The 13,869-nt window shown below is 37.3% G+C and carries 13 protein-coding genes and 1 tRNA gene; 11 read left to right on the top strand and 3 right to left on the bottom strand.

Annotated elements, in window-relative coordinates:
* Positions 1-22: 22 nt before the first annotated feature.
* Entirely contained in the window at positions 23-355 is a 333-nt protein-coding gene (locus JGH11_RS01745) for a zinc ribbon domain-containing protein YjdM (RefSeq protein WP_201109840.1), read from the bottom strand.
* A 180-nt stretch (positions 356-535) separates the two neighbouring features.
* Between JGH11_RS01745 and guaA the strand changes: the two genes are divergently transcribed.
* On the top strand, positions 536-2,056 hold the full coding sequence (gene guaA / locus JGH11_RS01740) for a glutamine-hydrolyzing GMP synthase (protein ID WP_201109839.1): 1,521 nt from the start codon (positions 536-538) through the stop codon (positions 2,054-2,056).
* Positions 2,057-2,133: 77 nt separating this feature from the next.
* Here guaA and JGH11_RS01735 read toward each other — a convergent pair whose 3' ends face one another.
* Positions 2,134-4,029, bottom strand: coding sequence for an amidophosphoribosyltransferase (locus tag JGH11_RS01735; protein WP_201109838.1), 1,896 nt, complete (start codon positions 4,027-4,029; stop codon positions 2,134-2,136).
* A gap of 286 nt (positions 4,030-4,315) precedes the next feature.
* Here JGH11_RS01735 and JGH11_RS01730 point away from each other — a divergent pair, with 286 nt between their 5' ends.
* Positions 4,316-5,920, top strand: coding sequence for a hypothetical protein (locus tag JGH11_RS01730; RefSeq protein WP_201109837.1), 1,605 nt, complete (start codon positions 4,316-4,318; stop codon positions 5,918-5,920).
* A 74-nt stretch (positions 5,921-5,994) separates the two neighbouring features.
* On the opposite strand, the gene JGH11_RS01725 is transcribed toward JGH11_RS01730, so the two are convergent.
* The gene (locus tag JGH11_RS01725) at positions 5,995-7,740 is read right to left on the bottom strand and encodes a DNA polymerase III subunit gamma/tau (protein WP_201109836.1); all 1,746 of its coding nucleotides are present in this window, start codon (positions 7,738-7,740) and stop codon (positions 5,995-5,997) included.
* A gap of 135 nt (positions 7,741-7,875) precedes the next feature.
* Between JGH11_RS01725 and JGH11_RS01720 the strand changes: the two genes are divergently transcribed.
* The 9 genes from JGH11_RS01720 to JGH11_RS01680 all read left to right on the top strand — a co-directional run bounded on the left by JGH11_RS01720 (position 7,876) and on the right by JGH11_RS01680 (position 13,761).
* Positions 7,876-8,067 (top strand): CDGSH iron-sulfur domain-containing protein, encoded by a 192-nt coding sequence (locus JGH11_RS01720; protein WP_201109835.1) that lies wholly within the window; start codon positions 7,876-7,878, stop codon positions 8,065-8,067.
* 107 nt (positions 8,068-8,174) lie between these two features.
* Positions 8,175-8,951, top strand: coding sequence for a hypothetical protein (locus tag JGH11_RS01715; protein ID WP_201109834.1), 777 nt, complete (start codon positions 8,175-8,177; stop codon positions 8,949-8,951).
* Between the two features lie 292 nt (positions 8,952-9,243).
* A complete protein-coding gene (locus JGH11_RS01710; protein WP_201109833.1) occupies positions 9,244-9,819 on the top strand; it encodes a DUF5063 domain-containing protein in 576 nt (191 codons plus the stop codon).
* The gene (locus tag JGH11_RS01705; protein WP_201109832.1) at positions 9,813-10,397 is read left to right on the top strand and encodes a 3'-5' exonuclease; all 585 of its coding nucleotides are present in this window, start codon (positions 9,813-9,815) and stop codon (positions 10,395-10,397) included. The genes JGH11_RS01710 and JGH11_RS01705 overlap by 7 nt, the downstream gene beginning before the upstream one ends.
* Before the next feature lie 4 nt (positions 10,398-10,401).
* Positions 10,402-11,313 (top strand): DnaJ C-terminal domain-containing protein, encoded by a 912-nt coding sequence (locus tag JGH11_RS01700; protein WP_201109831.1) that lies wholly within the window; start codon positions 10,402-10,404, stop codon positions 11,311-11,313.
* An 18-nt stretch (positions 11,314-11,331) separates the two neighbouring features.
* On the top strand, positions 11,332-11,619 hold the full coding sequence (locus JGH11_RS01695; RefSeq protein WP_201109830.1) for a chaperone modulator CbpM: 288 nt from the start codon (positions 11,332-11,334) through the stop codon (positions 11,617-11,619).
* Between the two features lie 6 nt (positions 11,620-11,625).
* Positions 11,626-12,531 (top strand): class A beta-lactamase, subclass A2, encoded by a 906-nt coding sequence (gene bla / locus JGH11_RS01690; protein WP_236263824.1) that lies wholly within the window; start codon positions 11,626-11,628, stop codon positions 12,529-12,531.
* Between the two features lie 39 nt (positions 12,532-12,570).
* Positions 12,571-13,611, top strand: coding sequence for a thiamine-phosphate kinase (thiL, locus tag JGH11_RS01685; protein WP_201109828.1), 1,041 nt, complete (start codon positions 12,571-12,573; stop codon positions 13,609-13,611).
* Positions 13,612-13,688: 77 nt separating this feature from the next.
* A tRNA-Phe gene (locus JGH11_RS01680) sits at positions 13,689-13,761 on the top strand.
* Positions 13,762-13,869 lie beyond the last annotated feature (108 nt).

The raw sequence follows: 13,869 nt of genomic DNA, 5'->3' as shown, positions 1-13,869 counted from the left end.
TTTGTATTTTAGTTCTGATTTTTCAACCTTTCTTAAGGAAACAAGTTTTAAGAACAATGCTGGAGCCATCTATCTTGCAGTCTACCTCTGTTGGTTCTTCAGTTAGACGGATACTTTTTACTTTAGTACCTCGTTTGATCACCATAGATGATCCCTTTACTTTAAGATCTTTTATTACAGTTACGGCATCACCATCAAATAGCTCAGCGCCATTACTGTCTTTAGGTGTAGTATCTTCTGTTTCTGTACTAGCTTCGCCTGTCCATTCGTGAAAACAATCTGGGCATACATATGATGTGCCATCGAAGTATGTGTTTGCCATTTTGCATACAGGACAATTCGGAGTTCCTTCCATTTTTTGTTAATTTATTAAGTGTTAAATGTACAAAGATAAGGTAAATAGAGGCTGCATGCAAATTAGAGCTAAAAGAGTGGCTCAATTCGTGTTAAATGCACTGATCCGATAAACAAAATATCAAAAAAATGACGTACCTTTGTGCGCATTAAAAAATAAAAATCTTACTTGTTATTTAATATGCAAGAGAAAATCATTATCCTTGACTTCGGGTCACAGACCACACAACTTATTGGTCGCAGAGTGAGAGAGTTAAATACTTACTGCGAAATAGTTCCTTACAATAAATTTCCTTATGGCGATGAATCTGTAAAAGGTGTTATCCTTTCAGGTAGTCCTTTTTCGGTAAATGATGCTGATGCTTTTAAGCCGGATCTTAGCCAGATAAGAGGTAAGTATCCTGTATTGGGTATATGCTATGGTGCGCAGTATATTGCATATTCATCGGGAGGTAAGGTCGAAAAGAGTGATTCTCGCGAATATGGACGAGCGCATTTAGCAAAGGTAAATGCAGGGGAGCCACTATTTGATGGAATAGCTATCGGCTCGCAAGTATGGATGTCTCATGGGGATACAATAACTAATCTTCCAAATAGTTTTGAGATAATCGCAAGTACAGCTGATGTTGCTATAGGAGGGTATAAAGTAGAAGGAGAGCCTACCTGGGCGGTTCAATTTCATCCGGAAGTTTATCACACAACTGATGGAACACGCTTGTTGAGTAACTTCTTAAATATATGTAAAGTAAAACGTGACTGGTCGCCAGCGTCATTTATAGATACTACAGTAGCTGAGCTTAAGGAGGAGATAGGAGATGATAAAGTTATTCTTGCTCTTTCCGGTGGGGTCGATTCTTCTGTTACTGCTGTATTGTTGAATAGGGCAATAGGCAAAAATCTTACCTGTGTGTTTGTAGATCACGGTTTACTGCGAAAAAACGAATTTCAAAATGTACTGTCTGACTATGAGCATCTAGGTCTTAATGTTATAGGAGTTAATGCAAAAGAGCGTTTTTATACGCAATTGGCAGGTGTCTCAGATCCAGAAGGAAAAAGGAAGATTATAGGTAAAGGCTTCATTGATGTATTTGATGAAGAAGCCCATAAACTAAAGGATATAAAATGGCTTGGGCAGGGTACAATTTATCCTGATATTATAGAATCCTTGTCAATCACAGGTCATGTAATAAAATCTCATCATAATGTAGGTGGATTACCCGAAAAAATGCATTTGAAGTTAGTTGAACCTTTGCGCTTGCTGTTTAAAGATGAAGTGAGACGCGTAGGGTTAGAGTTAGGTATGAAAGAGTCATTGATCAAGCGGCACCCGTTCCCAGGGCCGGGCCTTGGTATTCGTGTTCTTGGTGATATTACTGCCGAAAAGGTAGAAATATTACAAAATGCTGACGATATCTATACACGTATGCTCAAAGAGCACGACTTGTATGATAAAGTGTGGCAAGCGGGAGCAATATTATTACCGATTCGATCGGTAGGCGTAATGGGTGATGAGCGTACTTACGAAAGTACTATAGCTTTACGTGCTGTTACTTCGGTAGATGGAATGACGGCTGATTGGGCGCATCTTCCATATGAATTTTTGGCTAAGGTGTCGAATGAAATTATCAATAAGGTGAAAGGTGTAAATCGCGTAGTTTATGACATTTCATCTAAACCACCTGCAACGATAGAGTGGGAGTAATTCATTGAATTTATATTATAAAAAAATAAGCTGTTCATCATGAACAGCTTATTTTTTATCTTTATATAAGTATTGTCCTAATACGATCTTTTATCAATACCTTCCATATAGTTTAGGAAAGCTGTATTTACCATTCTATTGCCTCCAGGAGTCGGATAGTCTCCCGAGAAATACCAGTCGCCTTTATGATTCGGGGTGGCTTTATGTAAGTTTTCTATGGTTTGGAAAACGATCTCAATTTTAGCTTTAGTTCCCGGAGGAGTGAGCATCTCAGCCATTTTAGAAGAAATTTCCTCATCGCTGAAAGGAGCGTATATTTCCTTTACATAATTAACTATCTCTTCTTTTGGCTTGTTTTTCTGAGCCAGCGATTTTTTGTATACTTCATCAATTACCGATTGCATACCCCTTTCTTTGAGTAACTCTATTGCAGCTCTGAATGCGGCGAACTCACTCATTCGAGACATGTCTATTCCATAACAATCGGGATAACGTATTTGTGGTGAAGAGGATACGATTACTATTTTTTTCGGATGTAAGCGATCTAATATTTTTATTATGCTTTGTTTAAGTGTCGTACCACGAACAATACTATCATCTATTACCACAAGGTTATCCTCGTAAGGGCGAACCGAGTTGTATGTAATGTCATATACGTGGGCTGCTAAATCGTTGCGCTGTCCATCTTGTGCTATGAAGGTACGTAGTTTTATGTCTTTTATAACTACTTTTTCGGTCCGCACCCGCATTGATAAAACCTTTTGCAGGTCTTCTTCTGATATAGATACTCCTTTATCTGTTATTTTCTTTAATTTCACATTGTTCATGTGCTTGTTTAGAGCTTCAGACATTCCGAAGAAAGCGACTTCGGCGGTATTTGGAATAAAAGAAAATACAGTGTGCTGTATATCCGAGTCAATGGCCTTGAGTATAGACGGAAGTAGCAGTTTTCCAAGATCTTTTCGTTCGTTATATATATCGGCATCTGATCCGCGTGAAAAATATATGCGTTCGAAAGAACAAGGCGATATATTTTTAGGTTCTTGGATCTGAGAGAATAAAATTGATCCGTCTTTTTTAACTATAATAGCTTGTCCTGGGTTTAACTCTTTAATCTCTTCTACATTTAGATTTAAAGCAGTTTGGATAACAGGTCGTTCGGATGCAACAACTACGATTTCTTCATCGTGATAATAGAATGCCGGACGAATACCCCATGGATCTCTATAGACAAATCCATCACCACAGCCGATTAGACCTCCTATTGTATATCCTCCATCCCAGTTTTCACTGGCTTTGTTCAGCATGAAGTGTATATCGAGATTCTTCTCGATGAGGTTGTTCAACTCCTCTCCTTTCACTTTTCTGTCTTTACCAAACTTATCAAACTGATATTGTATTTCCCTATCCAAATGATGCCCTAGCGATTCCAATAAAACGAAAGTATCAGCATAATTGCGTGGGTGTTGTCCTTGCACTACTAATTGTTTGAAGATCTCATCCAGATTCGTCATATTGAAGTTTCCTGCAATTGCGAGGTTGCGTGAACGCCAGTTGCTTCGTCTCAAGAAAGGGTGTACATAAGATATGCCGTCTTTTCCGGTTGTGCTATATCGCAAATGTCCAAGAAAAAGCTCTCCTGCAAATGGAAGTTCTTCACTGGCATATATGGGATCATTTAATTTTTGTTTGTCAACCCTTTCGTAGTTTTTATATATATTGGAGAATATTTCCGAAATAGCACTTGAGCCTGTGGCTCGTTCTCTGTAGATAAATTCATTGCCGGGAAGTGATTCTAATTTTACTACAGCTAACCCTGCACCTTCTTGCCCACGGTTGTGCTGCTTCTCCATTAATAAATATAATTTATTCAGTCCGTATTGCCAGCTTCCATACTTTTTCTGATAGTAATCCAGTGGCTTCAATAAGCGTATCATAACGATACCACACTCATGCTTCAAAGGTTCTGTCATATAAAGAACTCCTATTGGAAATTATTAAGAATACCTATTCTTTTCAGTTTACAAAACAAAGATAATAGGATTTTTACTTTTATCCTAAAAATGAAAGTTAACAAAGATGATTTCTCTTGTATGGCTTTTGCTTACTATGTTCGAAGAGTTTTAGACCTGTAAGAGCTGTAATATATTGATAACCTTTTATTTGTTAAAAAGAGATTGGAAGGTGTTGTTTGAAGAAATAATTCTATCTTTGTATAAACATTAGATACAGGACAAAAACATTTACAAACTATTCTCTATGAAACAACATTTCATAAGTATAAGCTTATTATACTTTTTTTTGGCACTTTTCGTATTGCCCTCCCACTCACAAGTTACAATTGGTTCTAATCTTCCTGCAAATAAAGGGAGCTTATTAGATTTAAAAGAAGATGATAATGTTGGCGTTAATGCCAAGAGAGGTCTTCTATCTGCGCGGGTAGAACTTAAGGCTGTTGATTTATTAGACCCATGTGTACCCTCAGCCAATTCAACAGACAAAGAAAAACATGTAGGTCTGTTAGTTTATAATCTTACTGATAGTCTTGATATAGGTCTGTGTCCCGGATTGCATGTATGGGATGGAGCCCAATGGATCAGACTTCCTGAGCCATGTGCTAAGCCAATCATTCCAATCGATCCTAGCTTACTAAACTCACCAAACTGCTATATTGTTAAGCCGGGTACTGTATCGGAAGAAATTCCTATAGCAAAGGCTTATTTGGTTAGTGAACAAAGATCTGATTTGCCCGACTTGGATAAGACAGCGCCGGTATCCATATCGTTGCTTTGGCAGGATAAGCAGAGCCTTATAAGTAATATAGAACTTGTAGGAGGAGATCAGGGGGCATATTCGAAAATTAAAGTTACAGCTAGTAATAATACTGGTAATGCTGTGGTTGCAGTACGCGTAGGAGGTAATATAATTTGGTCATGGCATATATGGGTGACAGACTATGATCCTGATGCGAAAGTGAATGGAACTACATATCCGCATAATAATGGATATGCTAGCTATGAATTTATGGATAGAAATCTGGGTGCATTAAATACATCGGCTACAGACGATAGCTCTATGGGACTGATGTATCAATGGGGGCGGAAAGATCCGTTCGTGTCAGCACCTAATTTCTTTAATGGGGAAGCACCAAAAGCTATATATTCTCAAAATAATACGCAATTGACAGAAGGTCCTTCGGGGACAGGTATTAAATATGAACAAACTAGTGTAGCGAACAATTTAGCAAACTCAATTTCAAACCCGACATCATTTTATTACGGTCCGTTGTCGAGTACTGGTGCACCTTTCGATTGGATGACATCGGATGAATCAGGTGCTTCGGGAGATAATAATTTATGGGGAGCAGTGGATGGTACAAAATCACCTTTCGATCCTTGTCCTAAAGGGTGGAAAATGCCGGCTTATAGCACAGCGGGTAAATCCCCATGGGTTTTGTATGAAGCCGTCGATGATGGTTGGGGTTGGGGAGATGCGACTGTTCCATCCGAAGTTGTTTTTGGAGATACAGGTTTTACCTTGCAAAACAAATCTGGAGCAGGGGAGTTGGGCTTTTATCCTTATGCCAGATTCCGACGTGATAGAAGTTATGAAGAACCTTGCGGCCCTGTTGGCTCCGGTTCAGAAATATCCGTACCGGGAGGAGAGTTTTATTATCAATGCATGGGCAATGCAGCTGCGCGATTTGTTTATTATTGGACTGCAAATGCAGGTGATTCTTCTTTGTCTGGTAAAGCAGAGTATATGCAGAAACAAGCTGATTCCATGGCTCCTGGTTCAACAAATTTTAACAACCAATCGAGAGGAAAGGCTATGGGGGCTCAGGTGCGTTGTGTAAAAGAGTAGAAACTAATATATGTAAAAAGAGCCGAATACTAATTATAGCATTCGGCTCTTTTTGTAATATATAGATATTACTTTTATGATAGTTCTAATCCAAACTCATCTTTTAGTTTTCGTAGGCTTTCATTTTCTTCTATCATCAAATTGAATTTTTCAGACGGAGTAAAGGCCAGCTTTTTCTCATTGTCTTCACTAATCCGTATTTGCATTCTTAAATTTGTATTACGAAGCTGTGCCCTTAACCTAGTGAGGATGTCCATCGTATATTCCATTAGACGTTGTTCTTGAACAGGGTTGTTTACTACCACTTCAAATAACGTATTTTCTATAAGATTGGGGAGGCAATTAAGCATCGTGTTTTTTAGATGGTGTTCTTCTACTAATCCTTCTGCATAGGCCTTCCATTCGTTGATAAGTTGTAGTGGCGAGAATCTTTCGTTAAGCACTACTGTATCAACCGTAGCTTTTTCCTCTACTTGTTCTTTCTTTTGCCCAAAAGCAGAAATGGATACACCCAATCCACCGGGCATTGAAGGTTTAGGTTGGCTAGTGGTGTTGATAGCAGAAGGCGGGCTTGCAGAGCTGGTTTTTGCTGCTACAGGCGGACGTCCTCCTGGAGATGGCGCTTGCGCTGGCTGTGGATTCGATATTGGCGCTTGCTTTACTTCTTGCTTAGAAAATATCGGATCAATTACCTGCTTTTTTTTTTGATCTTCCAAACCTGCTTGAGGGGAAGATAGTTGACAGAGTTTAATAATCGTCAGATCGGAAAGCAGTCGTTTGTTTCGACTAAGTCTGTAGTTCAAATCGCTTTCGTTGACTGTATCAATGGCTTTATAAAGGAACTCATTACTGCACTTTTTAGCCGTTTCTATATATCTTTCGCGTATAGATGCCCCTACTTCAAAGAGCTCGGCTGTTTTGGGGTCTTTACATAATAGGAGATCTCTAAAATGAGAAGCTATTCCGGTGATAATATTGTTTCCGTCAAATCCTTTACTCAATATTTCGTTCAAAATAAGCAGTCCTTCAGGAACATTATTTGCTAGAATGCAATCTGTCAGTCTGAAATAATACTCGTAGTCGAGAACATTGAGATTTTCTATTACAGCTTTGTATGTGACATTTCCACCTGTAAAGCTTACCACTTGATCAAAGATGGATAATGCATCTCGCATCCCTCCATCAGCTTTTTGTGCTAATACATTAAGGGCTTCGGGTTCAGTTGTAACGTTTTCCTGCGAAGCTACATATTGTAAATGTTCTACAGTGTCTTTTATTGTGATACGGCTGAAGTCATATATTTGACAACGAGAAAGGATTGTTGGCAAAATCTTATGTTTCTCGGTTGTAGCTAAAACAAAGATCGCGTGATGAGGTGGTTCTTCCAATGTTTTTAGGAATGCATTGAATGCTGCTTGTGACAGCATATGTACCTCATCTATGATATATACTTTGTATTTCCCGATTTGAGGTGGTATTCGAACTTGCTCTATCAGAGAGCGAATATCATCTACCGAATTGTTAGAAGCGGCATCGAGTTCATGTATATTGAATGACCGTTGCTCGTTGAAGGCCACACATGATTCGCACTGATTACAAGCTTCACCATCAGTTGCAGGAGAAAGACAGTTTATAGTTTTAGCAAAAATACGTGCACAAGTGGTTTTCCCTACTCCTCTAGGACCACAAAATAAGTAAGCATGGGCAAGCTTTCCCGATGCAATTGCATTTTTTAGAGTTGTAGTTAATGATCTTTGTCCTACAACCGAATTGAAGGTCGCAGGGCGATACTTACGTGCCGAAACTATATAGTTATCCATTCTTGAGGTTCTCCTTTAACTATACAAAGCTATGAAAAAAAATGGAAAGAAAAAATGAGATATTATTCGCTAAATCTTTAACAAAATTGTAATTTTATAGAAGCATAACTATGCAAAAATTAAAAACTATCAAACATGGAAAAGAATTCTTTATTAAAAGTCAAAGTTGTCCCTAATGCACCATTATTGGTAGAGGGAACTGTAGAGCTAATTCTGTCCGATGGAACTACAGTAGTGAAAGAAAATCCACATCTTTGCCGTTGTGGAGCCTCCGGTAATAAACCTTACTGTGATGGTTCGCATACGAAAATCGGATTTAGAGGCTAATTCCTCGTTTGGTGTAAGGTGAAGGTCCTGTATGAAGAGTAGAACCTTCACCTTATTTTTTAATTTAAACAGAACTACTCAAAAATTGTAAATAAAAAACTACACATATGCCGAGATCTAAAAGAAAGGGCCTTCAAAATGACGTCGGGTCATCTATAGAGAAGTATAGGATCAAAGAGAAAATGTCTGGATACATTGCAATAGGGACACTTGTATTGATTATTTTAGTGTTATTGCTCACGTTATGTTTGCCATTAAGAGAATGGTGTTCATATAATTTATTACACCGCCCGTTCTATCTTCTTTTTTCGGGTTGTTTTTATGTGTCATATTTTATGGATTTCCTCAAGATTGCACTTTTATTCCTTTTAATAGGTTTTATGGCGGGAGGTGCCTTTTGGGTGATTGTATCTGAAATACTTAAAATTAATTTTACAGGACTGAAACGGACAATCGCTTTAGTTATAGCAGTTCTTCTAATTCTTATATTATTTACTTTTGGAAAATCTTACGTGGAGGATTTCGATTTGGTATTTCGAGGAAAATATGATGTTGAAGAATCTTATTTGTTTAAAATAAAAAAGGATATTTCTAAAAGCCGCAAAAAACCTCATTGGGATGTTTGGGCCGATTATAAATTATATACAAACACTGTCGCTGAGCGATATTCCGAATTGGAAGTAAAGTGGTATTTTAAGTGTGTGGCGGAAAGCTCAGAGAAAACGTTTTATATTTATGAATTCCTCAATTTGGATGTTTGTCAATATAATGATTTAAAAAAAGATCTTATAGAAAAGAATAGCTCTGATAGCATCCCGATGAAAGTTTATTATCTGCCTCATACCAGGCAGGTCTTGCGATATGAATTGCAGGACTTGAAATGAAGCCTATTCTCTAAGAAAATTCGATTGTTTTATCTTTATTGATATAGCTTCCTCATGTTAAAGGTTCAAAAGAGTTGTCTTTTTAATATTATAAAAGTGTCACTTTTGTCACCTTTTAGTTAAAACTTTTGAGGGGAGATGGCGGTTTATTATAGTAGTGCTTTATTGTCATTTTGATATTTATTTTTTTAATAAATGAATGGTAACCTTTTTATCTTAGAAAATAAACTTCTAAATTTGTTTCTATAAGTAAGGAAAAGGTCGTAAAATAGCTAAACTATAGTATTAAATTATGTCAGATCAGTTGAAAGAAATAGTTTATTCGAAAGACTCTATCGAATTTGTTACCGTTGCGGTACAATATTGTGCTTTTCTTGAGAATATGGAAGAAATTGCAGAGTCTGAATTAACAGATAAATTAACAAAGATATTACCTCTTTTATATTTAAAAGCATCACTTGTGCCTGAAACAGAGATGGTAGGCGATGAGGATCAGGAGATAAGTGTAACAGAAGATATCTATAATTATATAAATTCTAAGTTGTATAATGTATTCTTGGCAAAGGATACTTATCTTGAAGTTTTTCTCCAAGATATGAAATACAGCGAAACTCCTATTGCAGCGAGTATAAGTGAAGACTTAACTGATATTTATCAAGATTTAAAAAACTTTATAACCATATTTGAGCGTGGCATCACAGAAGATATGAATGACTCGATGTATGTCTGTATGGAAAATTTTAAAGCATATTGGGGTCAAAAGCTTGTAAATGTTTTGCGAGCATTACATTCGGTGAAATATTCTGTAGATCCGGATGAAGTAGGAAGCGAGGATGCCGAAACGACAGATGTGGACGAACTATGGTAAATACGATTTCGAAAGAGGAGCTGTCCGAATTCCCCATGGAGAGATTTGAGGGACGGATAATTGTAATACAAACACAGAGCGAAGCAGAGAAGGCAGTCGCTTATCTGGAAAAACAAAAAGCGGTAGGGTTCGATACCGAAACACGACCGGCTTTTCATAAAGGAGTATCGCATCAGATTGCTTTGATGCAGTTGTCGACAGAAGACACATGCTTTTTATTTCGACTAAATCTGATTGGTTTTCCGGATTGTTTGGCTAATTTTCTTGTTAATCCCTCAATAAAGAAGGTAGGACTTTCGCTCAAAGATGATTTTTCTGCTATCCATAAGCGAAAAGCAATTGTTCCTATAAATTTTATAGAGCTTCAATCTTTTGTGAAAGATTATGGTATAGAGGATAATGGCTTACAGCGTATTTATGGTATACTTTTTGAGAAAAGAATATCGAAAGGGCAGAGGTTGTCTAATTGGGAAGCTAATGTATTGTCGGATGCACAAAAGATGTATGCTGCCATAGATGCATGGGCTTGTCTAAAGATATTCAATGAGTTGAAAAATAGAGAAAAGGTAAAAAAGTAAAAATATGGCATTTATAGACTATTATAGCATATTGGGAGTTTCTAAAACTGCCAGTGCCGATGAGATTAAAAAATCTTATCGGAAGCTTGCGCGTAAATATCATCCTGATATAAATCCAAATGATGAAGAGGCAAAACGTAAATTTCAACAAATAAATGAAGCTAACGAAGTCTTGTCTGATCCGGAGAAAAGAAAGAAATATGATGCCTATGGTGAGAATTGGAAACATGCTGAGGAGTATGAGAAAGCCCAACAGCAACAATCCCGTAATGGAGGATTTGCCGATTTTAGTAGCTTTGGAGGAAGCTCTTATAATTTCGGTGGAGATGATGAGGGTGGGTTCTCCGATTTCTTTGAGTCGTTATTTGGGGGGAGGAAGTCAGCCTCAGGAGGCCGATATAGCAGAGGTTTTAGAGGACAGGATTATACTTCTGAATTGCATCTAAGCCTTCGGGATGCTTCTGAAATGCATAAGCGCACACTTACATTAGACGGAAAAAATCTACGTATTACTATTCCGGCAGGAGTGTCTGACGGGCAGGTTATAAAGCTGGCGGGTCAGGGAGCGCCCGGCAGGAACGGAGGCCCTAATGGAGACTTATATATTACATTTGTGATAGAGGAAGATTCTAAGTTTAAGCGTGTAGGTGATGATCTATATACAACAGCTAATTTAAATTTATATACAGCCGTGCTTGGAGGAAAAGAAACAGTCGATACATTTACCGGAAAAGTGAAGTTGAATGTAGAAGCAGGCACTCAGAATGGAACTAAAGTTAGACTTAGAGGTAAGGGTTTTCCTGTATATAAGAAAGAGGGGCAATTTGGCGATCTAATTATTACATACGTGGTGGAGATCCCAACTAATTTGAATCAAGAACAAAAAGAGTTGTTCGAAAGGTTAGCAAAGTCTTAATGAATAAAGATCAACAGTATGACATCAGAATTAATAATTATACAAGAATATTGTATTCAGAATCAGGTTGAGCCGGACTTTATTATACAACTTGAAAACGAAGGACTGATACAAGTAAGTGTTGTCGAAGAAGAACGCTATATACATATTTCTCAATTAAAGAATTTAGATCAATATGTGCGTTGGTATTACGACTTATCTATTAATGTGGAGGGAATAGATGTTATCCAGAATTTGTTGGATAAGATTGATGAGATGCAAAATGAAATTCATCGGTTGAAAGAACAAATTCGATTAATTGACTAAGTGTATATGATACGTATTTTGTTATTTCTTAGCATATTGGTAATAGCATTTATTAATACTTTTTCTCAAGGGAATAGACTTCGAGAAGATATAAATCGGATAATAAAGGACAAGCACGCTACAGTGGGTGTTGCTCTGATTGTAGATGGTAAAGATACATTGTCTGTAAATAATAACTTTCATTATCCGACTCAGAGTGTGTATAAATTTTATTTAGCATTAGCTGTATTAGACTATATGGATAAGAATGATCTTTCTTTAGATCATAAATTATTTATTAAGAAAAGTGATTTATTACCAAATACACATAGCCCCTTGAGAGATGACTATCCTCAAGGAGAAGTATATATGTCTATTGCTGATATTTTGAAATATACTATATCTAAGAGCGATAATAATGGCTGTGATATTTTGTTCCGATTTTTAGGAGGTCCCTCTGTTGTTGATCAATATATAAGAAGCATGGGTATAGCAGATTTCTCAATTGCTAAGACTGAAGAGGAAATGCATACAACGTGGGATATACAATATCTCAACTGGTCTACACCTTATACTGCGGCATTGGTATTAGAGAAATTCAGGACGGGTAATATTCTATCTGGTTCTTTCCACGATTTTTTATGGAATACTATGGTGGATACGACAACAGGACTGGGTAAGATAAAGGCAGGACTGCCAAAAGATGTTTGTTTGGCTCATAAAACAGGAGCTTCATTTCGTAATGCTGATGGATTGAATGCGGCCGAAAACGATATGGGTATTGTCCGATTACCTGATGGGAGATATTACTCTTTGGTTGTTTTTGTAGCAGATTCGATGGAAAATCAAAAGACAAACACAGGTATAATAGCGGATATATCGAAGGCCGTGTATGAATATCTTACAGGCAAGGTTAATCAAACTATAAAGTAAATATGCCTAACTTTACAGGCAATTATTATAATATATAAAATGCAAAGAACAGAAATAGCAAGCTTAGGTGAATTCGGGCTGATAGATCACCTGACAAAAGATATAAAATTAAATAACTCCAGTTCTGAAAAAGGAGTAGGTGATGATGCTGCCGTATTATCTTATGGAAATAAGAAGACATTAGTTACTACGGATCTTCTGTTAGAAGGTGTTCATTTCGACTTGATGTATGTACCCATGAAGCATTTGGGTTATAAGTCTGCCATTGTCAATTTTTCAGACATATATGCTATGAATGGTCAGCCGAAACAGATTACTGTTTCGTTAGGTATATCGAAGCGCTTCTCGGTTGAGGATCTTGACACTTTTTATGAGGGTGTATATCTGGCATGTCAAGAATATGGAGTAGACTTGGTTGGTGGCGATACTTCTGCTTCTTTAACAGGCTTAACGATAAGTATTACTTGCTTGGGAGAAGGAGAAGATAGTAAGATCGCTTATCGTAATGGAGCTAAAGAGACCGACCTTATTTGTGTTTCGGGAGATCTTGGTGCAGCCTTTATGGGGCTTCAACTCCTTGAACGAGAAAAAGCAATGTATGATGGGAAAGAAGACTTTCAACCGGATTTCACTGGGAAAGAGTATTTACTAGAACGACAACTGAAGCCAGAAGCTCGTAAGGATATTGTAAAGTTCCTGGCAGAAGAGAATATTGTACCAACTTCGATGATTGATATTTCGGATGGATTATCGTCTGAATTGAAGCATATTTGTAAGCAGAGTAAAGTCGGATGTCATATTTATGAGGAACGTATTCCTATCGATTATCAGACAGCTATGATGGCTGAACAATTTAATATGAATGTAACTACTGTTGCTATGAATGGAGGAGAGGACTATGAGCTATTATTCACTGTTCCTCTATATTTACATGATTCTGTATCAAAGATAAAAGGAGTTCATGTGATTGGACATGTAACGAAGGAGGGGCTAGGGCTGGTTCTTGAAACCCGTGATGGAGCCGAGATAGAATTAAAAGCTCAGGGTTGGGATTCGATAGGGACGGATAATAAAAAGTAGATGAATTTAATAAATTTGTAGCGATATTTTTGGATAATCTAAAATATGTCCTATCTTTGCACTCGCAATAAGGCAATGGTGCCATAGCTCAGTTGGTAGAGCAAAGGACTGAAAATCCTTGTGTCCCCGGTTCGATTCCTGGTGGCACCACGAAAGATCAAGGAAAAACAAGTTAAAGCAGTGAAATTCAGAGAGTTTCACTGTTTTTGTTTTAAAGGCAGTTAAGCAAAATATAGCAAAGTACAACGAATGCGAGTG

Origin of the sequence: Dysgonomonas sp. Marseille-P4677, assembly GCF_016652235.1 — a bacterium.
GTDB lineage: Bacteria > Bacteroidota > Bacteroidia > Bacteroidales > Dysgonomonadaceae > Dysgonomonas.
The sequence above is the reverse complement of the archived record's forward strand: the minus strand, read 5'-3'. Positions and strand labels throughout refer to the sequence as shown.

Coding starts and splice junctions, on each gene's coding strand:
- JGH11_RS01745 (WP_201109840.1), bottom strand. CDS start 355: ATGGAAGGAACTCCGAATTGTCCTGTATGCAAAATGGCAAACACATAC.
- guaA (WP_201109839.1), top strand. CDS start 536: ATGCAAGAGAAAATCATTATCCTTGACTTCGGGTCACAGACCACACAA.
- JGH11_RS01735 (WP_201109838.1), bottom strand. CDS start 4,029: ATGACAGAACCTTTGAAGCATGAGTGTGGTATCGTTATGATACGCTTA.
- JGH11_RS01730 (WP_201109837.1), top strand. CDS start 4,316: ATGAAACAACATTTCATAAGTATAAGCTTATTATACTTTTTTTTGGCA.
- JGH11_RS01725 (WP_201109836.1), bottom strand. CDS start 7,740: ATGGATAACTATATAGTTTCGGCACGTAAGTATCGCCCTGCGACCTTC.
- JGH11_RS01720 (WP_201109835.1), top strand. CDS start 7,876: ATGGAAAAGAATTCTTTATTAAAAGTCAAAGTTGTCCCTAATGCACCA.
- JGH11_RS01715 (WP_201109834.1), top strand. CDS start 8,175: ATGCCGAGATCTAAAAGAAAGGGCCTTCAAAATGACGTCGGGTCATCT.
- JGH11_RS01710 (WP_201109833.1), top strand. CDS start 9,244: ATGTCAGATCAGTTGAAAGAAATAGTTTATTCGAAAGACTCTATCGAA.
- JGH11_RS01705 (WP_201109832.1), top strand. CDS start 9,813: ATGGTAAATACGATTTCGAAAGAGGAGCTGTCCGAATTCCCCATGGAG.
- JGH11_RS01700 (WP_201109831.1), top strand. CDS start 10,402: ATGGCATTTATAGACTATTATAGCATATTGGGAGTTTCTAAAACTGCC.
- JGH11_RS01695 (WP_201109830.1), top strand. CDS start 11,332: ATGACATCAGAATTAATAATTATACAAGAATATTGTATTCAGAATCAG.
- bla (WP_236263824.1), top strand. CDS start 11,626: ATGATACGTATTTTGTTATTTCTTAGCATATTGGTAATAGCATTTATT.
- thiL (WP_201109828.1), top strand. CDS start 12,571: ATGCAAAGAACAGAAATAGCAAGCTTAGGTGAATTCGGGCTGATAGAT.